Source organism: Enterococcus sp. DIV0213h, from assembly GCF_051711285.1.
GTDB classification, from domain to species: domain Bacteria; phylum Bacillota; class Bacilli; order Lactobacillales; family Enterococcaceae; genus Enterococcus_D; species Enterococcus_D casseliflavus.
This window is the reverse complement of the sequence record NZ_JBIOMH010000001.1, coordinates 3,270,910-3,296,781: the sequence shown is the minus strand read 5'-3', so window position 1 is coordinate 3,296,781 and position 25,872 is coordinate 3,270,910. Positions and strand designations below refer to the sequence as shown.

The 25,872-nt window shown below is 42.0% G+C and carries 21 protein-coding genes; 18 read left to right on the top strand and 3 right to left on the bottom strand.

The window, feature by feature from the left end; genetic code table 11:
* The first annotated feature begins 1 nt into the window (after position 1).
* The 9 genes from IGI77_RS15340 (at position 2) to IGI77_RS15300 (ending at position 10,848) form a co-directional block, all read left to right on the top strand.
* Entirely contained in the window at positions 2–862 is an 861-nt protein-coding gene (locus IGI77_RS15340) for a carbohydrate ABC transporter permease (RefSeq protein WP_413129440.1), read from the top strand.
* The gene (locus IGI77_RS15335) at positions 849–2,537 is read left to right on the top strand and encodes a sensor histidine kinase (RefSeq protein ID WP_438770310.1); all 1,689 of its coding nucleotides are present in this window, start codon (positions 849–851) and stop codon (positions 2,535–2,537) included. The genes IGI77_RS15340 and IGI77_RS15335 overlap by 14 nt, the downstream gene beginning before the upstream one ends.
* A 1-nt stretch (position 2,538) precedes the next feature.
* Positions 2,539–3,267 carry a response regulator transcription factor gene (locus IGI77_RS15330; protein WP_413129443.1) on the top strand — a complete coding sequence of 243 codons (729 nt, stop codon included), beginning with the start codon at positions 2,539–2,541 and terminating at the stop codon, positions 3,265–3,267.
* 4 nt (positions 3,268–3,271) lie between these two features.
* The gene (locus IGI77_RS15325; protein WP_438770309.1) at positions 3,272–4,927 is read left to right on the top strand and encodes a family 43 glycosylhydrolase; all 1,656 of its coding nucleotides are present in this window, start codon (positions 3,272–3,274) and stop codon (positions 4,925–4,927) included.
* Between the two features lie 271 nt (positions 4,928–5,198).
* Entirely contained in the window at positions 5,199–6,266 is a 1,068-nt protein-coding gene (gene rlmN, locus IGI77_RS15320) for a 23S rRNA (adenine(2503)-C(2))-methyltransferase RlmN (protein ID WP_231435901.1), read from the top strand.
* Between the two features lie 194 nt (positions 6,267–6,460).
* On the top strand, positions 6,461–7,144 hold the full coding sequence (locus tag IGI77_RS15315; RefSeq protein WP_010749105.1) for a DUF969 domain-containing protein: 684 nt from the start codon (positions 6,461–6,463) through the stop codon (positions 7,142–7,144).
* Positions 7,145–8,065: a DUF979 domain-containing protein gene (locus IGI77_RS15310; protein ID WP_005227977.1), complete on the top strand. Its 921-nt coding sequence runs from the start codon at positions 7,145–7,147 to the stop codon at positions 8,063–8,065.
* Between the two features lie 30 nt (positions 8,066–8,095).
* Positions 8,096–8,743, top strand: coding sequence for a pyroglutamyl-peptidase I (pcp, locus tag IGI77_RS15305; protein WP_005227979.1), 648 nt, complete (start codon positions 8,096–8,098; stop codon positions 8,741–8,743).
* 443 nt (positions 8,744–9,186) lie between these two features.
* The gene (locus IGI77_RS15300) at positions 9,187–10,848 is read left to right on the top strand and encodes a peptide ABC transporter substrate-binding protein (protein ID WP_005227982.1); all 1,662 of its coding nucleotides are present in this window, start codon (positions 9,187–9,189) and stop codon (positions 10,846–10,848) included.
* Between the two features lie 100 nt (positions 10,849–10,948).
* On the opposite strand, the gene IGI77_RS15295 is transcribed toward IGI77_RS15300, so the two are convergent.
* Positions 10,949–11,284: a DUF3899 domain-containing protein gene (locus IGI77_RS15295; protein WP_005227990.1), complete on the bottom strand. Its 336-nt coding sequence runs from the start codon at positions 11,282–11,284 to the stop codon at positions 10,949–10,951.
* An 84-nt stretch (positions 11,285–11,368) separates the two neighbouring features.
* Between IGI77_RS15295 and opp3b the strand changes: the two genes are divergently transcribed.
* From opp3b to IGI77_RS15270, 5 genes are read left to right on the top strand one after another with little or no spacing between them, the layout of a single operon-like run.
* A complete protein-coding gene (gene opp3b / locus IGI77_RS15290) occupies positions 11,369–12,310 on the top strand; it encodes an oligopeptide ABC transporter permease (protein ID WP_005227991.1) in 942 nt (313 codons plus the stop codon).
* Positions 12,310–13,353 carry an ABC transporter permease gene (locus IGI77_RS15285; RefSeq protein ID WP_005227994.1) on the top strand — a complete coding sequence of 348 codons (1,044 nt, stop codon included), beginning with the start codon at positions 12,310–12,312 and terminating at the stop codon, positions 13,351–13,353. The genes opp3b and IGI77_RS15285 overlap by 1 nt, the downstream gene beginning before the upstream one ends.
* Positions 13,353–14,405, top strand: coding sequence for an ABC transporter ATP-binding protein (locus IGI77_RS15280; protein ID WP_216593164.1), 1,053 nt, complete (start codon positions 13,353–13,355; stop codon positions 14,403–14,405). Before IGI77_RS15285 ends, IGI77_RS15280 begins: the two co-directional genes overlap by 1 nt.
* 14 nt (positions 14,406–14,419) lie before the next feature.
* On the top strand, positions 14,420–15,358 hold the full coding sequence (locus IGI77_RS15275) for an ABC transporter ATP-binding protein (protein WP_438770308.1): 939 nt from the start codon (positions 14,420–14,422) through the stop codon (positions 15,356–15,358).
* Positions 15,359–15,388: 30 nt separating this feature from the next.
* Positions 15,389–16,387 (top strand): RNA-guided endonuclease TnpB family protein, encoded by a 999-nt coding sequence (locus IGI77_RS15270; RefSeq protein WP_010749109.1) that lies wholly within the window; start codon positions 15,389–15,391, stop codon positions 16,385–16,387.
* 145 nt (positions 16,388–16,532) lie between these two features.
* On the opposite strand, the gene IGI77_RS15265 is transcribed toward IGI77_RS15270, so the two are convergent.
* Both IGI77_RS15265 and IGI77_RS15260 read right to left on the bottom strand, forming a co-directional pair.
* The gene (locus tag IGI77_RS15265; RefSeq protein WP_005228002.1) at positions 16,533–17,363 is read right to left on the bottom strand and encodes an NUDIX domain-containing protein; all 831 of its coding nucleotides are present in this window, start codon (positions 17,361–17,363) and stop codon (positions 16,533–16,535) included.
* Positions 17,364–17,413: 50 nt separating this feature from the next.
* The gene (locus IGI77_RS15260) at positions 17,414–17,689 is read right to left on the bottom strand and encodes a hypothetical protein (protein ID WP_005228003.1); all 276 of its coding nucleotides are present in this window, start codon (positions 17,687–17,689) and stop codon (positions 17,414–17,416) included.
* Positions 17,690–18,045: 356 nt separating this feature from the next.
* On the opposite strand from IGI77_RS15260, the gene metG reads away from it, so the two are divergent.
* The 4 genes from metG to abc-f all read left to right on the top strand — a co-directional run bounded on the left by metG (position 18,046) and on the right by abc-f (position 25,582).
* The gene (metG, locus tag IGI77_RS15255) at positions 18,046–20,052 is read left to right on the top strand and encodes a methionine--tRNA ligase (RefSeq protein WP_438770307.1); all 2,007 of its coding nucleotides are present in this window, start codon (positions 18,046–18,048) and stop codon (positions 20,050–20,052) included.
* 262 nt (positions 20,053–20,314) lie between these two features.
* Positions 20,315–22,993: a cation-translocating P-type ATPase gene (locus IGI77_RS15250; protein ID WP_438770306.1), complete on the top strand. Its 2,679-nt coding sequence runs from the start codon at positions 20,315–20,317 to the stop codon at positions 22,991–22,993.
* A 171-nt stretch (positions 22,994–23,164) separates the two neighbouring features.
* Positions 23,165–23,593: a hypothetical protein gene (locus IGI77_RS15245; protein WP_005228008.1), complete on the top strand. Its 429-nt coding sequence runs from the start codon at positions 23,165–23,167 to the stop codon at positions 23,591–23,593.
* Positions 23,594–24,088: 495 nt separating this feature from the next.
* The gene (gene abc-f, locus IGI77_RS15240) at positions 24,089–25,582 is read left to right on the top strand and encodes a ribosomal protection-like ABC-F family protein (RefSeq protein WP_074934082.1); all 1,494 of its coding nucleotides are present in this window, start codon (positions 24,089–24,091) and stop codon (positions 25,580–25,582) included.
* The last annotated feature ends 290 nt before the right edge of the window (positions 25,583–25,872 follow it).

Sequence of the window (25,872 nt, the reverse complement as noted above, 5' to 3'; positions counted from 1 at the left end):
TATGGAAAATGTGTATACGATAAAAGAAAAGTTTTTTACTGCAGAAAGAGTCAAGCGCGCGTTCTTCTTACTTCCTGGGATCGTTTTTGCTTTGTTTCAACTATTTCCTTTGATCTGGTTGTTTAATTTTTCTCTGGTTAGCAGTTCGGAACTGTTTGGTTCATCGATATTGGTTTGGCCTAGTGAATTCAGATGGGAGAACTATCAAATTGCATGGGTAGATGGAAAAATAATACAGTATTTGATGAACAGTTTAATTGTAAATATTGTAACAGTGCTTTTAACGATCTTTCTGAGTTTTATGATGGCTTATGCATTTACTCGTATGAAGTGGAAATTAAAAAATAAATTTCTGCTGTTTATCATGTTAGGTATCATGATTCCGATTCATGCGACATTAGTGCCTAATTTTATTTCTTTTGATTATTTAGGGATTAAAGATTCATATTTGGCTTTGATTTTACCATACACTGCCTTTTCTATTCCGCAAGCAGTTTTCATTTATACAGGTTACCTTTCATCAGTCCCCTTAGCTTTGGAAGAAGCAGCTGTTTTAGATGGCTGTTCATTGCCCCAGGCGATTTTTAGAATTGTTTTCCCGATAGTCAAAGCACCAACAATGACTGTTGCTATCATGACGTTCTTGAGTACTTGGAATGAATATATTATGGCAGCTACGTACCTTTCTAGTGATAGCTACCGGACACTTCCGTTTTCTGTTCAAAATTTTGTTGGGCAATATTCATCGAATTATTCTGCGCAGTTTGCAGTAATGTTCTTGTCCTCATTGCCTGCAATCATTGTTTATATTGTGTTAAACGATAAAATTACAAAAGGAGCTGCGATGGGTGCGGTTAAATAGAAGCAAAGAAAAAGAACAGGAATTAAAACAACTGCTGACAAGAGAGTATCTGCATTTATTTGGTGGTTTCTTTCTTGTTCTCTTTCTAGGTTTCTTTTTTACGATTTTACTTTATTTGGATTTTGATTTTCACAATCGCTCGGAACGAATGGCAGAAAATTACCAAGAACTCTTACAAGAAAAAACGACTGTTTTTGAAACAAGTTCATTAAATTTCTTATATCCTATCTCTCATACAAGGGTGATTGATACGTTTGCTGATCCTGCTTCATTTGAGATGCTGGAGGTAAGAGAGGTAATGGATGCATTAAAAGCAATCGCGGGACCTTTCATTCAATATGCGAACATTTCTATCTATAATTTGGACGGAAGGCAGATATCAGTTGGAAAATACAACGGTCTGATTGATAACAACTTTATTGAAGACCCGCAACTCAGTAGTGGTTTTCAGAAAGAACGAGAATCAACGATTTTTTTTAATCAAGAGGCAAAAAATGTTGTCTACTTAAGACCCTATTACACGAACTTTAAGAAAACTGGTCTAGTTTCAATAGAAATGGATGCAGAGGTTTTCTTTCAAGACTTTTTAACTGATGAAAATACAATCAAGATGGTGATTTATGATGGAATGGATAATGTTATTTTTGAGAACGAAACAGCATTCAAAAGCAAATTTATCTGGGAAAGAACCATTAAAGAAGATAGGCTGAATGAATGGAAAATTGCGTATTCTGTTAATAGGTTTCAATTATTACCAGTCCTGATTCATGTAACATTATTCTGCTTTTTGCTTTTCATTTTCTTTTTTGGGGTTCTCTACCGTTTGACAGATAATCTTTCAAAGAGGGTATCCTTTCCGATTAAACAAGTTAGTGAATTATTGGAAACAAGCAACTTTAAAAATCCAAAGGAAATCGAGCTTGTATCTTTTACTAAAAAACATCAAGTAAAAGAACTTGATCTTTTGAATGAGTCCGTTGTTACAATGATAAATCAGTTGGCAATCAATTTAGAAGAACTTCTTATCGCTAAAGAGGTCGAAAAGAAAGTCAGCATTTCCAACATAACTTCTCAAACAAATCCTCATTTTTTATACAACATTTTAACAAATATCGTTTCTCTTTCAGAATTAGAGATGACAGAAGAAATCATACAGTTGGCAGAGAGTTCTGCAGAGATTTTGCGCTATTCCAGCAAAGGATACGATGAGATCGTTTCTTTACAAAAAGAAATTGAAGTCTTAGAAAATTATACGAAAATGATGGTGATACGTTACGGCGAACGAGTAAATGTGAACTATGAGATTCCTGAAAAGATGCGTCAAATTAAAGTTCCTAAGATGATTCTACTTTCAATTCTAGAAAATGCATTTAAACACGGCGCAGATGAAGAGGGGAACTGGATAGTAGCAATTACCGGAATATACTATCATGATACATCATGGGAGATTAGAATAAGTGATCAAGGAAAAGGAATGTCATTGCAACAGATTGAAACATTCAACAGCTATAGTCAATATACCTTTTCTGACGTTTATGAATTGTTTAGAAATATGGAACATACAGGTATGCTGAATGCGTATTTGCGAGTCCGGTATTACTTCGAAGAAAAAGCGCTGCTTTTTTTACTGCCTGCTGAGAAAGGAACTACGATCATTTTTAATAGGTGGGATTAGAATGAAAAAGATGATTATTTTGGAAGACGAACGATTTATCAGAAAAAATATTGTTGCGAAGTTTCAGCGTTTAACCGATTACGAGATTGTGTTAGAAACCGACAATGGAAAAGCAGTTGTTGAATATGCACAAAAGCATCTTGCAGATCTTCTTATTACAGATATCAATATGCCTATTATGAATGGATTTGATGTGATTGAAAACGTACGTAAGTTCTCACCTAAGACAAAGATCGTTATTATTACTGGATATGATGACTTTTACTACGTTCAGCGCGGTTTGCGTCTAGCAATCGAAGATTATTTGTTAAAACCAATCAAAGAGACAGATATTAAGCATTTGATGACAAGAATCGATAAAGGTGTAAATGCTGGAGTATCAGAGCAGATTGGGGAACAGATTGATTTATTTATTCAGAAGTATTACTTAGAAAATATCACTGTTGAATCATTGGCAGAGGCACTTGGATACAGCAAAGAATATCTTTCTCGTAAATATAAAGAAAGTTTTGGGGGTTCAATCTATCAAAAAATCGTTTCTTTACGAATTAACAAAGCAAAAGAATTATTAATTGAACAACCTGCTTTAGATATTCAAAAAGTTGGAGAAAAAGTCGGTTATCATGATCGATATCATTTTAGTAAATTGTTCAAACAAAAGACAATGGTTACACCATCAGAGTATCGAGCAGAAATTATAAAAAAACAACAATCTTCAAAGGAGGAGTAACTCAATGAGTGAAATCACCAACCCTGTAATTCCTGGAATGGCACCTGATCCTTCAATCATACGAGTAAAAAACAAATATTATATTGCAACATCGACGTTTCATTGGCATCCGGCGATTCAACTTTTTGAATCTGATGATTTAGTAAATTGGAAGCTGATTGGCTCCCCATTAAAAAATGAAGCAATCACCTTGAGAGGAACCAACACTCCCGCAGGGGTTTGGGCTCCGCATCTTTCTTTTGATGATGCATCTAAGACTTATTGGCTTGTTTATTCTCATATGAAGAATATGGCAGGTCGTGAATTCAACGCAGATTCTTATGCTATATGGGCTGAAGATATTCGCGGACCATGGTCCAATCCTGTTTATATGACATCGATCGGATTTGATCCAGCACTTTTTCATGATGATGACGGGAAGCATTATTTAACCATTCTTGAATGGGAAACTCGGGAAGGATATCAAACACCTGGACATATCGTCATTGCAGAATATGACTTGATCGTTGGGGAAGTCATTGGTTCGTGGCATAGAGTGACGCAAGGTTTTACGACACGAGGTTGTGCAGAAGCACCACAAATTTATAAACACAATGAGTATTATTATCTGCTGATTGCTTCTGGCGGCACTGGTTATGCCCATGGGGTAGAAATTGGCAGGGCGAGAAGTATTTATGGACCTTATGAGCCTCATCCTTCAAAAGAGCCGATCGTTACTTCATCTCCGCGTCATTTATTCTCTTTAGGCAATCCAGATGCAGGACAATTTCAGATGTTTAATCCACTTTCAGTTATTCAAAAAGCAGGACATGGATCACTTGTACATACACATACAGATGAATGGTATTTGGCACATTTAATGTCACGACCGCTTACTGGGAGATTGCAGAATCCATTAGGACGCGAAACTGGGTTTCAAAAGATGACGTGGACAAAAGAAGGCTGGCTAGAGATGGAAGAAGGAACGAATATAGCGCAAGCATCTTTTACTGGTTTAGAAGGAGTATCTTCCGTTCAATTACAGCAAGATCTCTATGATGACTTTACTAAAGTAGATTACCTATTAGATTTTTCTACTCCTTATCAAGCACAGTGTGACGAATGGGTCAATACTGCAGATAATCCGGGACATCTTAGAATTTATGGGCAAAATTCACTGTTTTCACAATGGGCACCAGCTATAATGGCAACCAGAGCGGTGTCCTTCAACCATACAGTTCAGACGAAGGTGATTTTTAAACCCAAACACTATTCAGAAACAGCTGGGATTGGATTGTATTATGATTCCAATAATTGGCTCTACTTGCATTTAACTTACTCAGAAGAAAAAGATGATACGATTTTGACTATTTTACAAGCTAAGTTAGGAGAGAGAATCGAGTTTCCATATCACCGAGTTGATGCAAAAGGGGACGAAGCCGAGCTCAAGGTTCTCTATCGAAATGGCTTTGCCTCACTTTATTATCGGTTTGATGCGGAGAATGATTGGGAGAAGTTTTTAGAGGAGCTTGACGTTTGTTATCTTTCTGATGAAGGCGTAAACGGTGAGTCCGGAGAAATTGGCGGATTTTCGGGTCTGTTTGATTTTATAGGTGCCGTTGATTCACACCAGCATAAATCATATGCTGATTTTGTATATTATCAGGTTCAAAATCTCTAAGGAGTCAGACATTGAGTTCTGAAGCCATTATCAACCAATTAGAAAAGAGATAAGCCAAGGAGATGAATCTGGCTTGTCTCTTTAAATTTTTTATTTTAAGAAAAAGATAAGGAAGCAAGCAACACAATAAGAACGTTATTGCTTTCATTCTAAATGACAATGAGAAAAAATAAAAACCATGAGCATTATTTTGTGAATGCTAAAACATGATTGATTTTGAAAAAGAATTCAGTTATAGTATGTAGCGACTAGTTTGAAAAGAGGGAAAAAAGTGAACCCATCGATTTATGGACTTACCAAATCAGATCTATCTTTGTGGATAACTGAACAAAAAGAAAAGAAATTCCGTGCCAACCAAGTGTGGGAGTGGCTCTATGAAAAACGAGTAACCAGCTTTGAAGAAATGACCAACCTACCGAAACCTTTGATTGAGAAACTGTCGGCAGCCTTTGTGATCAATCCCCTGAAACAGATGGTGGTACAAGAAGCCAGTGACGGAACCGTCAAGTATTTATTCCAATTGCCAGACAATCACATGATTGAAACGGTCTTGATGCGTCAAGAATATGGCATGTCCGTTTGTGTGACGACCCAAGTCGGCTGCAACATCGGCTGTACGTTTTGTGCCAGTGGGTTATTAAAGAAGCAACGAGACTTAACGGCAGGCGAGATCGTGGCTCAAATCATGTTAGTACAACACTATTTTGATGAACGCAATGAGGGGGAACGAGTCTCTCACGTGGTGGTCATGGGGATCGGCGAACCCTTTGATAACTATGACAATGTGATGCATTTCTTACAGATCATCAATGACCCGAAAGGCTTAGCGATCGGCGCGCGGCATATTACTGTGTCAACCAGCGGCTTAGCGCATAAAATTAGAGAGTTTGCGGAGAACGGCTTGCAAGTGAACCTAGCGATTTCGCTGCATGCCCCAAATAACGAAGTCAGAACCTCCATGATGCGGATCAATCGGAGTTTCCCGATTGAAAAGCTGATGGCAGCGGTCGACTATTATTTAGAAAAAACCAATCGTCGGATCACATTTGAGTACATCATGCTGGATCATGTCAATGACCGGCCAGAACATGCCCGTCAGTTGGCAGCTTTATTGAAGGATAAAAAGAAATTGTCATACGTCAACTTGATCCCATATAACCCAGTGAGTGAGCATGACCAATACGCTCGAAGTAAAAAAGCCGATGTGCTAGCCTTTTATGACATTTTAAAGAAAAACGGCATCAATTGCGTGATCCGTAAAGAACACGGGACAGATATCGACGCAGCTTGCGGACAGCTGCGAAGCAAACAAATGAAAAAAGAAGCCTCCGCTTCTTAAACGTAAAAAGCAAAAGAAGGACTGCACAAGCGCAGTTCTTCTTTTTTTATTTACTATCAAAGTAATTAAAAAACACATTAAAGAAAGCGTATTCCTCGAAAGAAAATTCAAAAAACATTGTTTTACAAGAAAAAAATAGATTATACTAAAAGCTGGTATCCATTAAAAATAACTTATCGTGAAAGGATGATTTGATGGAATGGATTAAATTAATTGGTATTCTAGTTATTTTAGTCGGCTTTTTGCTGAAGCTAGATACTATTGCTGTCGTAATCGTTGCTGGTTTTGTCACCGCGCTTGTGTCGGGGATTTCTGTTGTTGATTTTTTAACAATGTTAGGAGAAGCGTTTGTCAATAATCGACTCGTTACGCTGTTCTTACTGACACTACCGATGGTCGGATTGTCAGAACGTTTTGGCTTGAAGCAGCAGGCAGTCATATTGATTGAAAAGATCAAAGGCTTAACACCAGGGAAGTTCTTGAGCTTGTACTTGTTTATTCGAGAACTTGCTGGCTTTTTCTCTATTCGGATCCAAGGACATACACAATTTATCCGCCCGATCGTTAACCCGATGGCGCAAGCTGCTGGGGAAAACAAATTTGGGGAACTGGATGAAAAAGATCAGGAAAAAATCAAAGCTCGGGCTGCCGCTAACGAAAACTTCGGGAATTTCTTTGCCCAAAATACCTTTGTGGCTGCTTCTGGTGTGCTATTGATCGTAGGAACATTGCAATCTCTTGGCTACGATGTGGCAGCTAGTTCGATCGCGCAAGCCTCATTGCCGATCGCATTGATCGTCTTAGTCATTGCTACGTTGTCGAACTTGCTCTTTGATCGTAAATTAGCAAAAAAATATGGCAAGAAGGAGGACAAATAGATGGAAGGAATCGTTAACGGATTACTGGAATTCTTTTATATCTTGATCGGATTGCTGTCGATCATGACGGCTGTACGGGTTTTTCGCGAAGCGGATCATCCCACCCGATTAGGCACCTCTGCTTTTTGGTTACTGCTAGGGATCGTCTTTGCTTTCGGGAATTTCTTGCCGTATCTTGTGGACGGGATTTTGATCGTTTTGATGGGCTGTTTGACCTTCTTCAAACAAGTGCAGATTGGTAAAATCGTGGACGTGGATGATGAAAAAGCAGAAGCATCGGCTAAACGGATCGGTAGTACGATCTTCGTGCCATGTATCAGCTTAGCATTGATCGCTGTGGTGATTTCTTATACACCATTAGGAGGCCAAGTTGGAATCGGGATCGCATCGATCTTAGCGCTCTTGTTGGCAGTCGTGTTGACTTCCGCTAAACCGAAAACAGTGCTGGACGATTCCGACCGGATGCTTCGTCAAGTCGGAACTGCCGGTATCTTGCCGCAGTTATTAGCAGCACTAGGTGTCATTTTTAACGCTGCTGGTGTCGGTGATGTGATTTCTCAAGGAATCTCTGGTGTCGTGCCAGAAGGCAATCGTTTTATCGGTGTCGTGGCTTACTGTTTAGGAATGATGATCTTTACTATGATCATGGGAAATGGCTTTGCGGCATTTACCGTTATTACCGCAGGCATCGGTGTACCTTTTGTGATGGCGCAAGGCGGCGACCCAGTCGTTGCTGGTGCGTTGGCAATGACCGCTGGTTTTTGTGGCACATTGCTGACTCCGATGGCAGCCAATTTCAATGCACTGCCAGTGGCCTTGTTAGAGATGAAAGACCCCAATGGCGTCATTAAAGCACAAGCCCCAATTGCTTTATTATTGTTAGTGATCCACATCGCTTTAATGTACTTTTGGGCATTTTAGTGGTAAAACAAAGAGGGAAGGATGATGGAAATGAAACTACTAATTACCGGATTTGATCCATTTGGCGGAGAAGCAATCAATCCTGCCTTAGAAGCAGTGAAATTGTTGCCAGATACAATTCATGGTGCACAGATCGTGAAAGCAGAGATCCCCACTGTATTTGGGAAATCAGCAGCGATCGTCGCAGAGAAAATTGAAGAGATCCACCCAGATGTCGTTTTAAACATTGGCCAAGCGGGTGGACGGTTTGCCATCTCACCAGAACGAGTGGCGATCAATGTGGATGATGCCCGGATTCCTGATAACGAAGGCAATCAACCCGTCGATGAAGCGATCCAAACAGAAGGGAAGCCTGCTTACTTCACACAACTGCCGATCAAAGCAATGGTAGAAAACATGAAAAAAGCAGGAATACCTGCAGCCGTTTCTAATACTGCTGGAACCTTCGTCTGCAACCACATCATGTATCAAGTACAATACATGATCGATACAAAATACCCTGAAATGAAGGGCGGTTTTATCCACGTGCCGTTTATTCCTCAGCAAGTCGTCGATAAAGCAGGACAGCCTGCAATGAGCATCGAAGACATCGCCAAAGGATTGACTGCAGCGGTGGAAGCCATCGTTGATTATGCCGACAAAGAAGATCTAAAAGCAATTGGCGGCGCGATCCATTAATCATTAAAGAGGACATCCTTTCGGGGATGAAACAAATGTCTTTAAGGCGAGAAGACCTGATCAGCAAGCATGCGATCAGGTCTTTTTTTGGACTATTTTGATAAAAATCATTGGCGATTTCTGTATGTTTACCCTTCTATCAGACATTTCTCATTTTGACGGATCAAATGAAAAAGAAAGACGGAAAACGAATGTAAGTTACATTTAACCATGTTTTTTTATTATTTTTTTTGCTTTATTTCTTATAAATAAAGAAAGGAAAAATAGCATTTAACGAATGTTTGATGAGAGTAAGGTAAGTAAATACCAAGAAAACTTTCTGTCAGAGGTGTTTTTTATCGAAAAAAGGATTGCTTTTTTAATAATTATTAATTAAAATCTTATCTAACTTCAGAAATCGCATGATTATTCTGAAAATTAATTCAATTAAGGGGTAGGACAGGATGAAGAATAAATGGGCCTATGGTTTAGTGGCTGTGTGTGGCGTGGCGTTAGCCGGTTGTACAACGGGCGGAACAAATAGTTCAAGCAATGACACAGCAGCAAGCGGCGACAGCAGTGCAGAACAAGTGTTTAACGTAGTGGTTTCACAAGAAATGCCAAGTGCGGATCTCTCATTAGCAACCGATACGATCAGCTTCAGTGCATTGAACAATGTATATGAAGGACTTTATCGTTTGGATGCTGACAGTACACCACAACCTGCTGGTGCAGCTGAAGCAGCTGAAGTCAGCGAGGATGGACTGACTTACAAGATCAAATTACGTGAAGATGCGAAATGGTCAAATGGTGACCCTGTTACAGCAGCAGATTACGTCTATGGTTGGCAACGGACAGTCAAACCTGAAACAGCATCAGAATACGCGTATCTATTTTCACCAGTTAAGAACGCAGATGCCATCACAGCAGGCGATACGGATCCATCAGAGCTAGGCATCAAAGCAGTGGGGGATTATGAATTAGAAATCACCCTAGCAAAAGCAACACCTTACTTTGATTACTTATTAGCATTCCCATCCTTCTTCCCACAAAATCAAAAAGTGGTAGAAGAAAATGGCGATCAATATGCGTCAACTAGCGACAATGCTGTCTATAATGGACCGTTTGTCTTGACTGGGTTTGATGGACCAGGAACGGATACGGAATGGGCTTATGAAAAGAACGACCAATATTGGGACAAAGATACTGTTAAATTACAAACGATCAACGTAAGCGTCGTGAAGGAATCCTCAACTGCCTTGAACCTTTTCCAAGATGGACAAGCAGATGATGTCATCCTAACAGGTGAATTAGCGCAACAAATGGCTAACGATGAAGCCTTCGTTTCTCAACCAGAAGCAACGACTTCTTACCTAGAATTGAACCAACGTGATGAAGATTCACCTTTCCGTAACGAAAACTTACGTAAAGCGATCTCTTATGCGATCGATCGTGATGCCTTAGTGACATCGATCTTAGGGGATGGTTCGATTGCTTCAACTGGGTTGGTACCAGAAGGTATGACCTTCAGCCCTGGCGATCATACGGACTTCACGGAAGCAGCTGGCAGCGTCATTGAATACAATGAAGAGCAAGCCAAAGAACATTGGGAAAAAGCCAAAGAAGAATTAGGGATCGATTCATTAGAATTTGATATCTTAGCTTCTGATACAGACTCAACGAAGAAAATCATTGAGTACTTGCAAGATACGATCGAAAAAACATTGGACGGTGTGAAAGTCACGTTAAGTCCAGTACCATTCTCTGTTCGTTTGGATCGTTCAAACGCTGGTGATTTTGATACAGTAATGGGCGGTTGGGGTGCTGACTATGCCGATGCAAGTAGCTTTACTGACTTGTTTACGACAGGCAACTCATACAACCGTGGACAATGGAGCAACGAAGAATACGATGCAGCCGTTGAAGCAGCGGGTACAACCAATGCCAATGACCCTGACAAACGTTGGGAAGACCTAGTCAATGCAGAAAAAATCATTATGAATGAACAAGGTGTCATTCCAGTTTATCAAAAAGCGGAAGCACACTTACGTGCAACAAAAGTCAAAGGTGTTGTTGCTCACGCAGCGGGCGCACAATACGACTACAAGTGGACATCAATCGAATAATCACGAGTAGTTGACTTGAAATGCCGAAGAAAAGGCTGGGACAATTTCTTGTCTCAGCCTTTTGCTTCTCATTTCAATGAGTAAAACTATAAGAATGAAATTAACTAGTAGCAATCATTAAAAAGAGCAATGAAAGGAATAACAAGAAGACACCAGGCCATAACCAAAAGGCGTAGCTCTGTTTGCCGACTTGGGATAATTTCAGATAATCTGTTTTATTTTTGGAAAAAGCTTTCTTCATAGAGTATTGAAAATGGTCAAAGAAACCAGAAGCAAATACCCATAAAAAACCGCCAATGATCAAAAAGAACAGCGCCCACAAGAAAAGGGCATCTGAAAGAGCTGCTATGGAAAATTCATTTTTTATGGCTAACCATCCGCCAGAAATTGCGAGGCATAGGAGGGGTATGAGCCCACTACTTTTTTTTATTTTCATGATCTGACTCCTTTTTAATGATTCGTACTATGTTAATTTACATAATTATTGAATAGAAGTCAAAATACTTAAGGGGGAAACTGCGTGAACAGCTTTTTGAAATATTTATTGAAACGAGTGTTCTACATGGTCTTAACATTATGGCTGATTGCCACGATCACCTTTTTCTTGATGCAATTTTTGCCAGGAACACCATATACGAATGCTGAAAAATTAAGTCCAGAACAAATTGCCTTGCTAAATGAGCAAGCAGGATTGGACAAACCGATCATTACCCAATATTGGCTTTATTTGACCAATTTACTAAAAGGTGACTTTGGGATCTCTTTCCAATTTAAAAACCAGCCAGTAGCGAATTTATTATCAGGAAGAATCGGACCTTCACTGCAACTAGGGCTACAAGCGATCATCTTTGGTACGTTCTTTGGGATCATTTTAGGAACGATCTCTGCGATGAAACAAAATACTTGGATCGATACAACGTCTACCTTAGTGGCGATCTTAGGACGTTCGATCCCTAACTTTGTCTTTGCCGTGTTGCTGCAATACATTTTTGCCATCAAACTAGGGATCTTACCGATTGCTAAGTGGGAGACTTTTGCCAGCACGATCCTACCGACCGTCGCCTTGGCGATGTCGCCATTAGCGGATTCCGCCAGGTTTATTCGAACCGAGATGGTGGAAGTGCTGCATAGTGATTATGTCGAGTTGGCACGAGCAAAAGGGTTAAGCCGCTGGGAAATTGCCTTCAAGCATGGTTTGCGGAATAGTTTGATTCCGTTATTGACGCTGTTAGGACCGCTAGCTGTCGGTTTGATGACGGGTTCTCTTGTCGTAGAAAATATTTTTGCGATCCCAGGTATCGGTGAACAGTTCGTAAAATCAATCATGACCAATGACTATCCAACGATCATGGCGGTAACAATTCTTTATTCCGCGATGTTGGTCTTTGTTATTCTTGTTGTTGATATTTTATATGGAATCGTTGATCCGCGGATCCGAGTTTCAGAAGGGAGTCGTGGCTAATGGCAGAGAAACCTTACACAGCAAATGATGTTGCTGCCATCGATGCAGCCAAATTTCAACCGTTACAAAAAAATACCAATGAAGAGCGTGAAGCGATCGCAACCCCTTCATTAACGTTTTTCCAAGATTCATGGCGTCGTCTGAAAAAGAACAAAGCCGCGGTCTTCTCAATCATTTTGCTGCTGATCATTATCGCGATCTCAATCATTACGATTTTTGTCTCGCCACATGATCCAACTGCACAAAATGTGACCTTTACAAATCTGCCGCCGAAAATTCCTGGTATCAACATCAATGGCTTAAACGGCTATGCGATGGTGGGAGGCGAGCTAGTAGATAAGTATGCAGCTGCCAATGTTCCTGACGGGACGTATTTCCTTTTAGGAACGGATGGCTTGGGTCGTGACCTATTGAGTCGTCTATTTGTAGGGACACGTATTTCCTTGTTGATCGCGTTTATCGCGGCAATGCTTGACATCATCTTTGGTGTAACCTATGGCCTGATCTCTGGTCTTTTAGGTGGACGGATCGATAATGTGATGCAACGTTTTCTAGAAATCTTATCTGGTATTCCCAACTTAGTGGTAATGATCTTGATGTTGGTGGTTTTTGAACCTGGGATCTTCTCGATCGTGGCAGCAATGGCGATCACTAACTGGATTCCAATGGCGCGGATCGTACGGGCCCAAACGATGAAACTAAAAGATCAAGAATTCGTTTTAGCCGCAACGACGCTGGGGGAAAGTCGCCTCAAGATTGCGATGAAACACGTATTACCGAATATTTCCAGCGTGATCATCGTACAAATGATGTTCAGTATCCCCTCGGCGATTTTCTTCGAGGCCTTCCTAAGCTTTATTGGGCTAGGATTAAAACCACCTTCAGCATCTTTAGGGATGTTACTAAGCGATGGCTACAAAACCTTCTTGTTCCTGCCTTACCAAATGTGGGTACCAGCTGTGACCTTGTCTGTGATTATGATTGGGTTCAACTTGCTGGCAGACGGTTTGCGTGATGCCTTTGATCCGAAAATGAAAGAGTGATTGCTATGAAAAAAGTCTTAGAAGTGAAAAACTTAGAAATTTCTTTTGACACCTTTGCTGGGAAAGTCCAAGCGATCCGCGATGTCAGTTTCGATCTATACAAAGGAGAAACCTTGGCGATCGTGGGCGAATCTGGGAGCGGCAAGTCCGTGACGACCCGCAGTATCATGGGGTTGTTAGCCAGCAATGCCAATGTCGATAATGGCCAGATCCTCTTCAATGGGACGGACATTTTGAAAAAATCCGAAAAAGAACTGCAAAAAATCCGTGGCAAGGAAATCGCCATGATTTTCCAAGATCCAATGACTTCATTGGACCCAACGATGCCGATTGGCAAGCAAGTGGCAGAATCATTGATGAAGCACAACAAAATCAGTAAAAAAGAAGGCTTGCGACAAGCGTTGGAACTATTGAACCTTGTCGGCATCCCGAATGCTGAGAAACGCTTGAAAAATTATCCGCATCAATTTTCTGGTGGTCAGCGGCAGCGGATCGTCATTGCGATCGCGTTGATCTGTTACCCGCAGATCTTGATTGCAGATGAACCAACGACTGCATTGGATGTAACGATCCAAGCACAAATCTTAGAGTTATTAAAAGATATCCAGAAGAAAATCAATTCGTCCATCGTCTTCATTACCCATGACTTAGGGGTCGTTGCCAATGTGGCGGATCGGGTGGCCGTGATGTACGGTGGGAAAATCGTCGAAGTGGGGACCGCAGAAGAGATCTTCTATAACCCACAACATCCATACACTTGGGGCTTGTTAGGTTCGATGCCGACGTTAGAAGGAACAGGCGATCGCTTGTACGCGATTCCTGGTTCACCTCCAGATTTGTTAGATCCGCCAACAGGTGATGCTTTTTATCCACGGAACGAGTTTGCCTTGCAGATCGATGCTGAACAGCAACCGCCATTCTTTGACGTCTCACCGACGCACAAAGCGGCCACTTGGCTGTTAGCGCCACAAGCACCGAAAGTGACTCCGCCGGATGAGATCTTGATTCGCTGGAAAAAATTCCAAGAAAAAAATACTCAGGCATCTGTCTAAAGGAGGAGAAACGGTTGGAAAAAGTTTTACTTGAAGTAAAGAATCTCAAACAATATTTTAACGTTAGCCGCAAAGACGAAGTCAAAGCCGTCGATGATATCTCCTTCCAAATCTATGAAGGAGAAACCTTTGGTCTAGTCGGTGAATCCGGAAGCGGAAAATCGACGACTGGACGGACAGTGATTCGTTTGAATAACCCTACCGGAGGCGAAGTTCTTTTTGATGGACAAGATGTTATGAAAATCAAAGGCAAGAAACCACTGGCTGATTTTCGTCGAGAAGTTCAAATGGTCTTCCAAGATCCTTATGCTTCCTTGAATCCACGGATGAAAGTTCGGGACATTATTGCCGAAGGGATCGATATCAACGGATTAGCCAAAAATGAAAAAGAACGCAATGATCGGGTGGATGAACTTTTGCGAACCGTCGGACTAAACCCAAGTCACGGGACCCGTTATCCTCATGAATTTTCAGGTGGACAACGTCAGCGTATCGGGATCGCCCGCGCGTTAGCCGTCGATCCAAAATTCATCATCTGTGATGAACCAATCTCGGCATTGGATGTTTCGATCCAAGCCCAAGTCGTCAACTTGCTGCAAGATCTGCAAGAAGAACATAAATTGACGTACTTGTTTATCGCCCATGATTTATCGATGGTCAAACACATCAGCGATCGGATCGGCGTGATGCACAACGGCAAACTGCTAGAAGTAGGCACCAGCGATGAAATCTATCATTACGGGGTCCATCCGTATACTGAAAGTCTTTTATCAGCGATTCCGCTGCCAGATCCTGACCATGAGCGTCAACGCAAACGGATCAAATACGTCAGCGAACCAAACGATAACCAAGAACGAGCAATGGAAGAGATCGCACCAGGACATTTCGTTTATGCCACGAAAAAAGAAGCCAAGATCTATCAAGAAAAGTTAGCACAAAAAAAGGGGAACTAGCGTCAAAGGTATAGGGAGTGTTAGGAGGAGATGAAACTGGGTGTTTTAAAAGCATACAAATTTCGGATCTATCCTAATGGACAGCAAAAACAGTTTTTCATCGAAACCTTCGGCTGTGTACGTTTTACGTACAATCAACTGCTGGAGGCAAAGATGGAGGAGCTGGCCAACAATGAAGCAAAGCAAGGGTTGACGCCAGCCAAACTAAAAAAAGAGTATCCTTTTTTGAAGGAGACCGATAGTTTGGCATTGGCGAATGCACAACGGAATCTGGACCGAGCGTTTCGAAATTACTTTCAAAAGCGGGCTGGCTTTCCAAAAATGAAAACCAAAAAAAGTATCTGGCAATCGTATACCACCAATAATCAGCAGCACACCATTTATTTTGAAGACGATCAAATCAAGCTGCCAAAGCTTAAAACATTGGTTCCCGTAAAAAAGCATCGGGCGATCAAAGGGAAGATCAAATCGGCAACGATCTCAGCAAAAAACAACGAAGAGTTTTACATCTCGATCCTTTGTTTGGAAGAGATCCCGCCATTGCCGAAGCAGCAAGCCTCTGTCGCTGTTGTTTATGATCCGCAGCAGTTGGTCAAAGCCAACCAGCCGATACCCATCACCTGTGAGCATGCCATCCAAACGAAGCAAAAGCTGACGCGAGCAGAACGCAAACTTCAGGTAAAAGCGACGGCGGTCAAACGGAAGAAAATCCTTTTGACCCAGGCGCGAAATTATCAGAAGCTAAAAGGAAAGGTCGCTCGCCTTTATCGTTTTCACTGCTGTCAAAAGCGGGAATTCATCGATCAAGTCAGCTACCATCTCGTAAAACAGTACGATACGATCTATTTGGAACAAATCGCAGAAGATACGGTTTTAAAAGCTGGTCATTACAGCATCAGTGATTGGCATCAATTCGTTCGCAAAATCCAGTACAAAGCGCAGTGGTACGGCAAAGAACTGCGTTTTGTCACGTTGGATACGCAGGACCAACAGAAGCTAGAACGGCTCTCAGGCGAAATGAGCAGCTGAGCCGCTTGAACTGGAAGGAACGCCAGGGATCGCCTAGGGTATAGAAAAAATCTTTCTGATTTTTGTTTCTAGGAACCACGTTCACTAATTATGATTAACCAGCAACCCCCTGCCAAACTACGGTCTGACAGGGGGTTGTATTTTTTTACATTTTGTCACCTAAAAATGCGTCATTTAAGCGATAGATCTTTGAGGGACGCCCGATGCCGACGGGCTTTTCGCCAACTTCCGTAAAATATTGGAGCATGGATTTTTTGAAGTTGGAATGATCGATCATTTTAAAATCGATCCCTAAAAACTTGGCGAATACTTTACGGGCTTCCGTGATCGTAAAGTCTTTGCCTAACACGAGCAGCACTTGTGGCTCGTGTTCCATCTTGTTGGCAACCCGTTTGAAAGCTTTGAGGATGATCGCGCTGTGGTCAAAAGCCAACGTATCTTTTCCAACAGAGGCGCCAGTCACTAGGTCAAGAATGATCTCGATCTCGCCGCTGGTCAAATAAATTTGATTGGCTTTTCTTTCTAAAGAGAACCAGCGTACTTGGTTCGCATCGTCACCGGCACTTAAGGGTTCTTCACCGATAAAAGCCAAATAGCTGACGGTGATCACCCAACCGCGAGGATCGCGATCTGGGGTGCTGAAGGTATGCAGCTGTTCGATGTTTTGCTTGGAGATGGTGACCCCGATCTCTTCTTGCGTCTCACGGATCACACTTTGCCCCGTCGATTCATTGGGATTGACGAAGCCTCCCGGCAATGCCCAAGAATTACGGAAAGGGTGGCCTTTTCTTTGGATCAGCGCAATTTTTAATTGTTCTTCTTCTTTGTTGTAACACATCAAAACCATATCGACGGTTACGGAAGGTTTCTCGTATTTCGGCTGATCTTGCGCCTGATACCATGTAAGAAACTCTGCTTCTGACGCTTCTTTTTCATAGTAGTGTTTTTCAGCTGATTTTGAGGTAAATTCTTTCATTGGTTTCTCCTGCCTTAGATAAAGTAAGTAGCTGAACGCGACGGTTTTCCTTAACGGAAAAAATAAGGAACGATCAAATTAAGGAAAAATAATGCGAGATAAAGCCAAGAAGACGGCGGGTGTTCTTTGAGTGCTGAATAGCCCCAAAGAGCGATCCAGAGCAAAAAAAGCACACGGAGGACTGCCATCGCTGTTGCAAAGAGCGCAGCATAATCATGGCTATTGAAGTACGCAAACAAAAAGGGGTAACTTGTGGTTGAAAAAAGCAAGTGTCCCACAGAAAGCACAGTTAAAAGCAAAAAATGCTGTTTGTTTTTTCGAGTCATAGCGTTCCTTTCTATAAGTGAAGTCTTCCTCATTATAGCAAAAGAAGCACCCGTTAATCAAAGAGAGATAAAACACCTTTATTTCCTAAGAGATTCGTTGTCAGGATCAGATTCTTCCCCTAGAACATTGAAGTGAACGGCTATCTGCGCTATGATAACTAGTAGAAAAGAAATGCTCAAATCTGCTGGTTTATTTGCTGCGTGTTAAGGACCAAAACGATTCCTTTGTTCCTTGTAGACCATGGAAAAAGGTCTTAGGTTATCCGCTTTTTTGATTAAAATTATAGCATTTTTGGGTTGCGAACTGTATACTACCTAAGTATACACTTTACTAGTGAAAAGGAGGACTTGCGTCCATGGCTGAAAAAGAAACATTCTATATTACGACGCCAATTTATTATCCAAGCGGCAAGCTGCATATCGGGAATTCTTACACGACGATCGCTTGTGATGCGGTAGCACGATACAAACGATTGATGGGCTTTGATGTCTTTTATTTGACGGGTGTCGATGAGCACGGTCAAAAAATCGAGAAAAAAGCAGAAGAACTTGGCGTAGATTCGCAAGAATACGTCGACAAAATGGCAGCTGACGTCAAGAAACTATGGAACACACTAGACATCAGTTACGATAAATTTATCCGCACAACGGATGATTACCATAAAAAAGCCGTTCAAAAAATCTTCCAGCAATTGCTTGATCAAGGAGATATCTATCTGGGTGAATATGAAGGGTGGTATTCCGTTTCTGATGAAGAATACTTTACTGAAACGCAATTAGCAGAAGTTTACCGAGATGAAGAGGGCAAAGTCATCGGCGGTAAAGCGCCAAGCGGTCATGAGGTAGAATTGGTGAAGGAATCTTCTTATTTCTTCCGCATGAGCAAATATGCCGATCGTTTGGTTGAATACTATGATGAGCACCCAGAGTTCATTCAACCAGAATCACGTAAAAATGAAATGCTGAATAATTTCATCAAACCAGGGTTAGAAGACCTGGCTGTTTCCAGAACGACCTTTAAATGGGGCATCCCAGTCACTGCTAGCCCTGAACACGTGGTGTATGTGTGGATCGATGCGTTATCCAACTATATTACGGCATTGGGCTATGGCTCAGACGACGATTCCTTGTTCCAAAAATACTGGCCAGCTGACGTGCATATGGTTGGGAAAGAAATCGTGCGTTTCCATACGATCTATTGGCCAATCATGCTGATGGCATTAGACTTGCCATTACCGAAAAAAATCTTTGGTCATGGCTGGTTGATGATGAAAGACGGCAAGATGTCGAAATCTAAAGGCAATGTCGTTTATCCAGAAATGTTAGTGGAGCGCTACAGCTTAGATGCGTTGCGTTATTACCTCTTACGGGCGGTTCCTTTTGGCAGCGATGGTGTATTTACACCAGAAGATTTCGTTTCTCGTTTGAACTACGATCTAGCCAATGACTTAGGCAACCTGTTGAATCGGACGATCGCTATGATCAATAAATATTGTGATGGCTTAGTCCCAGATTATGCCTCAAAAGTGACGCCTTTTGATAGCGAGCTGTCAACGACTGCTGCCAATGTGGTTGGTCGTTACCATGAAGCCATGGATAAAATGGAATTCAGTACGGCATTGTCAGAAGTATGGACGTTGATCTCCCGTGCCAACAAATACATTGACGAAACTCAACCATGGGTATTAGCCAAAGAAGAAGAAAAGCGTGCTGAATTAAACAGTGTAATGGTTCATTTAGCGGAAAGCTTACGCATCGTTGCGATCTTATTGCAACCGGTGATGACAGAAACACCAGCCAATATTTTCCAACAATTAGGACTGGCTTCTGTTGCCATGGATCTGAAAGATTTACGCTTTGGTGAATTTCCAAGCGGCACGAAAGTCGTTGCCAAAGGCACACCGATTTTCCCTCGTTTGGAACTTGAAACAGAAGTAGCCTACATCCAAAAGAAAATGGCTGAAGGGACGCAAAGTCCAGAAGAAACAGTCAAATGGAATCCAGAAGAAACCACATTGCAATCCGAAAAAGCCGAGATCAAATACGAAGACTTCGACAAGATCGAATTAAAAGTGGCAGAAGTCGTTGACTGTCAAAAAGTCAAAGGCGCCGACAAGTTGCTGCAATTCCGCTTAGCTGCGGGAGATGATCAAGATCGTCAAATTTTATCGGGGATCGCTGAATTTTATCCAGAACCGCAAGATTTGATCGGTAAAAAAGTCGTGATCGTTGCTAACTTGAAACCGCGGAAAATGCGGGGACAAGTCAGCCAAGGAATGATCCTTTCAGCAGAAGACAATGACGGTCGTCTGCAAATCGTGGAAGCACCAAAAGGCATGCCAAACGGCTCGATCATCGCCTGATTCTTAGGAGAAATCCTTCTGCTAGTTTCAGCAAAAATAAAATTGCCAGACCTGAAAAGTTTTTGTATAATGTAGGTTATTGACATGAACATGAGGGAGTAATTGGCGGATTTCATCTGCGGCAGTATCACCATCCTGAAAGAAATTTCTGGTGCTGTCTTAAACAGTGAGACTTATGTATGCTTAGACAGTGCATACATAAGTCTATTTTTTTTCATATCATGTACAATAAAGGAAGAGTAAATATAAAAGGAGGAGAAACATGTCAGAAGAAAACAAAAAGGAACAGCTATCGCAGGCGTTTTATGCGCAAGAAGCGCAGCGTGTTCTGGAAGAAATGCAAACAGATGCCAATGGATTAACGAACGATGAAGCACAAAAACGCTTATCTGAGTACGGTCCCAACGAATTAGAAGAAGGCAAAAAGAAATCGATGGTACAAAAATTCTTTGAACAATTCAAAGATTTAATGATCATCGTTTTGCTAGCGGCGGCGATTATCTCAGCAGTCGTTTCCCATGAAGTCGTGGACTCAATTATTATTTTAGCAGTTGTCATTATCAACGCGATCATGGGTGTCGTTCAAGAGGCGAAGGCGGAGCAGGCGATCGAAGCACTAAGAGAAATGTCTACACCAAATGCCAATGTGTTGCGTAATGGTCATACCGTCACCATCAAGAGCGATGAATTGGTTCCAGGGGATATTGTTCTATTAGAAGCTGGCGATGTCGTACCAGCAGATTTACGCCTTTTAGAAGCAAGCTCGTTAAAAATTGAAGAAGCTGCTTTGACAGGTGAGTCCGTACCAGTCGAAAAAGAATTGACCGTCATCGAAGGGACGGATGTCGGGATCGGCGATCGCGTCAATATGGCGTATTCAAACAGTAATGTGACCTATGGCCGCGGCAAAGGGGTCGTGGTCAATACAGGGATGGGAACTGAAGTTGGGAAAATCGCTGGCATGCTGGCTAGCGCCCAAGAAACCGAAACACCGTTGAAGCGTAACTTAAATGAACTAGGAAAATTCCTGACGATCGCCATCATTATCATTGCAGTGATCATGTTCTTTGTTGGAACGATCTTTAACAATACGTCATGGGTCGACATGCTATTGACTTCGATCTCATTAGCAGTAGCGGCGATCCCAGAAGGGCTGCCAGCGATCGTAACGATCATCTTAGCCTTAGGTACGCAAGTAATGGCGAAACGAAATGCAGTGATCCGTAAATTGCCAGCGGTTGAAACCCTTGGGGCAACCGATATTATCGCTTCTGATAAAACTGGTACGTTGACGTTGAATCAAATGACCGTGGAAAAATTGTATGTCAATGATAAGCAACATGCTGCTTCAGAAGATATTCCGTTAGACAACATGGCATTAAAAGTCATGAACTTTGCCAATGATACAAAATTTGGTGAAGAAGGCAACTTGATCGGTGATCCGACCGAGACCGCATTGGTGCAATTCGGGATGGATCAAGGATTCCATGTGCGGGATCTTGTCAATCAAGAACCGCGGGTAGCAGATCTGCCATTTGATTCTGACCGAAAACTTATGAGTACGATCCACCAACAAGAAGACGGTCGCTATTTAGTTGCTGTCAAAGGCGCACCCGATGTCTTGCTAGGCAGAACCTCAAAAGTATTATTGGACGGCCAAGAGCTGCCGATGACCAATGAAGAAAAAGAAAAAATCTTATTCAACAATACCGATATGGCAAAACAAGCACTGCGGGTATTGGGGATGGCCTACAAATATGTAGACCAAGTACCAGAAAACTTAGAATCAGAAATCGTCGAAAATGATTTGGTCTTTGCTGGCTTAGTCGGAATGATCGACCCAGAACGGGCAGAAGCAGCCGATGCGGTACGTTTAGCCAAAGAAGCTGGGATTCGTCCAATCATGATCACCGGAGACCACCGCGATACAGCTGAAGCCATTGCGGGACGTTTAGGGATCATCAAACCGGGCGATGATGATGCCGTCTTGACTGGCGCTGAACTCAATAAAATGAGCGAAGAAGAGTTTGCCCAAAAGGTAGCGAACTACTCAGTCTATGCACGGGTATCACCTGAACATAAAGTTCGGATCGTCAAAGCTTGGCAACAAGAAGGCAAAGTCGTTGCCATGACTGGTGACGGGGTCAACGATGCTCCGTCACTGAAGCAAGCCGATATTGGTGTCGGCATGGGGATCACAGGTACCGAAGTTTCTAAAGGTGCTTCCGATATGGTCCTAGCAGATGACAACTTCGCTACGATCGTCGTAGCAGTGGAAGAAGGACGAAAAGTCTTCTCCAATATTCAAAAAGCGATTCAATACTTGCTAGCCGCTAACCTAGGGGAAGTTTTGACCTTGTTCTTAGCAACCTTGTGGGGTTGGGACTCGCTATTGCCGATCCACTTGCTTTGGATCAACCTAGTAACGGATACCTTCCCAGCAATTGCTTTAGGAATGGAGCCTGCTGAAAAAGATCTAATGAAACATGCACCGCGGGGACGCAGTTCCAACTTCTTCTCTGGTGGTGTGATGAGCAGTATCATCTACCAAGGGATCTTAGAAGCGGCAACCGTGCTGTTCGTTTATTGGTCAGCGATCCAATGGCCCGTTCACAATACGTACGATGCGATCCATGCCGATGCCTTAACGATGGCGTTTGCCACGTTAGGATTGATGCAGTTGTTCCATGCCTTCAACGTCAAATCGATCCATCAGTCGCTCTTTAAAGTAGGGGCATTTAGAAACAAAGCCTTCAACTGGGCGATCCTGTTGTCCTTTGCGTTGATGCTGGTGATCTTCATCGTGCCAGGATTAAATGATATCTTCCGTGTTGCACACCTTGACTTGTATCAATGGGGCATCGTTTTAGGGGCCTCCTTTGCGATCATTCCAGTCGTTGAGATCGTCAAAGCGATCCAACGAGCAATGGGACGCAAATAAGCCAAAATTAAACGGAAAAACAATCAATGGTCTGCTGTCCTTCTCCCTGGGCAGCAGGTCTTTTTTTGCTGGCTTATTTTCGATAAACCCTACGGCTGTTACTTGACCTTTTCATTTGCAGTAAGAAACGGTAAAATAGGAGATAATAACAAAGAAAGTAGGGGACCCACTGTGCGACCAAACTTAGGTTTTTATGTACAAACAATCAACGATCTTGTCAAAGAAACAGAAGCGATCGGGGAGAAAATGAATCCCAATTATGAAGAGATCCGCAAAGCGATCGACGAGAAGAAAGAAGCCGAGGTAACACCTGAGCGGCTAGCTGAGATTACTAGAATTTTTAAAGAAGGCACGGACAAATACCGCTTGATGCTGGAAAAAATCAGCAAATTGCGTCCCCCAGCGAATGTGATGGGGATCCATAAAAAATTCGAACGGGCGTATATGAAATATGTTGCTGGCTGTGATGAGATGATTTTGAGTCTCGATAACAAAATCGACCAAGAAGCCTTTGATGCGGCAGAAGCCAAGCAAGATGAAGCAACCGACGAAATTTCTTTTGCCATTCAACGGATGACGGCTTTATTGTTAAAAAAATGATAAACATTCAAGTTAAACAAGAGTTATTTAATTTAACTGTTATGTTTTTCACATGTAAAGTTTTTTTATCGGAGGTATAATGAATTCACAACCAACAACCTTTTTATTTTTCATTTTACTCCTTTTGCCATCAGGACTAACCAACCTGATGGTTTTTTTGTGTTTCAAGTGTTTTTTAATGAAACGTTTCTAGCAATAACGGGTTTAGTTTGTGAATAAAATATAAAGATAAAGCAGCAGGGGGTACTGAACTTGCGCTTTTTTGCCGATCAATGCTATACTTAGGGCACTATTAAACGAAATGAGGGATCCTCCATTGAAAAATTAACCAATTTGTTGAAAGCTGCATGAAACTGTTCCTCCAAGGGGATAGTCTGCAGATTTTCAGGATTGGTTGACTTTTTCGATGGGGGATCTTTTTGTGTACCTCTAAAAACTGATTCTGAAAATAGCTTTAGGTCTACTCTATTCCGTGAATAGAGACGAGGTATATTTATGTCGAATATCAGTATTAATCATTTAACTTTTGGCTTTGACAGCCAAGAACGGTTGCTTTTTGAGGATGCCAACTTGAACCTTGATACACAATGGAAATTAGGGTTGATTGGCAGAAATGGTCGCGGCAAAACGACCTTGCTGCGTCTGCTGCTCAATGAATTGCCTTATAGCGGCTCGATCACCCATGAGCAGCAATTCGTTTATTTTCCCTTACCCGTCGCTGACGATCAGCAACTGACGCTTTTTGTTTTACAAGAATCTGGCGAATTTGAGCAGTGGCGTTTGGAACGGGAATTGAACCTGCTGCAGCTTGATCCAGAAGTTCTTTGGCGGCCCTTTGCCACTTTATCTGGCGGCGAGCAAACGAAAGTCCTGTTGGCGCGGTTGTTCGTTGATGAAGAGAATTTTCCTTTGATCGATGAACCAACCAACCATTTGGATGTGACCGCTCGCGAACATGTTGCCCGCTATTTGCAGCAAAAAACCGGGTTTATCGTTGTGAGCCATGATCGACAGTTTGTCGATGACGTCGTCGATCATGTATTGGCGATCGAAAAAAGCCGCTTGGTGCTGTACAAAGGGAATTATTCAGTCTATGAGCTGCAAAAGCAGCAAAAAGATGCGTATGAGCAAGAACAAAACAGCAAGTTGAAAAAAGAAATCGGTCGTTTGAAGCAGACGGCAGCCGAGAAAGCGGAGTGGTCCCGAGGACGCGAACGGGACAAATTAGGGTCGCCGACCAAAAAAGGCAGCGGGGCAATCTATGATACGGGGGCGATCGGTGCCCGAGCGGCACGGACCATGAAGCGCTCGAAAGCGATCGTTAAACGGATGGAAGATCAAATTCAAGACAAGTCTGCGTTGTTAAAAGACATTGAGTGGATTGATCCTCTGAAAATGACGCCGCTTGTTAGCCATCATGATGTGTTGCTGGAAGCAGAGCATTTTCAGCTCGGCTATGAGCAGCCTTTGTTTAAACCGCTGACGTTTGCGATCCGGCAAAAAGAGCGCTTGGGGATTCAAGGGGCCAACGGATCTGGCAAGTCCAGTTTGATTGCGAGTATTTTAGGTACTTTCGATGGACAGCAGACAGGGACGATCAAAACAGCCCATGGGATCACCATCAGTTATGTCCGACAAAACTACGAGGACAACTGTGGGATGCTGACAGAATTTGCCCAAGAGCATGGCTTGAATTATCAAGATCTGCTAAATAATTTAAAAAAGCTTGGCTTGGAAAGAGCTGTCTTTCAAACGCCGATCCAGCAAATGAGCATGGGGCAACGTAAACGCGTGGAACTAGCCAAATCATTAGCGACACCAGCAGAATTGTTTATCTGGGATGAACCGCTAAATTATTTGGACGTCTTCAATCAGAAGCAATTAGAGGAAGTGATCCATTTGGTGGAGCCTTCTATGCTGATCATTGAACACGACCGTTATTTTCTTGAGCAAGTCTCTACGAAATTGCTGACGTTGACGGGTGACTGAGGCGAAGGATAGAATGAAAAAAGGACGATTGTTTTTTTAATAATCATCCTTTTTTTGTTATTTTAAAAGAAGAAATACTGATGGTCTTAGTAAACAATTACTAAAGGCGCTTTTGGTCAAAAAGCCGCGTAAAAATAGTGTTAACATCAATGGATACTAAAGGATTGATAATTTTTACCCGTTTTTCATGAAAATTTTCTAAAAACGTTAAAATGTTCGTGTTTACTGGCTAGAAACTGCGTTGTTTGGCTCATTGTTTTCTCATTAAAAGGTAAATTAATTAAAAATTC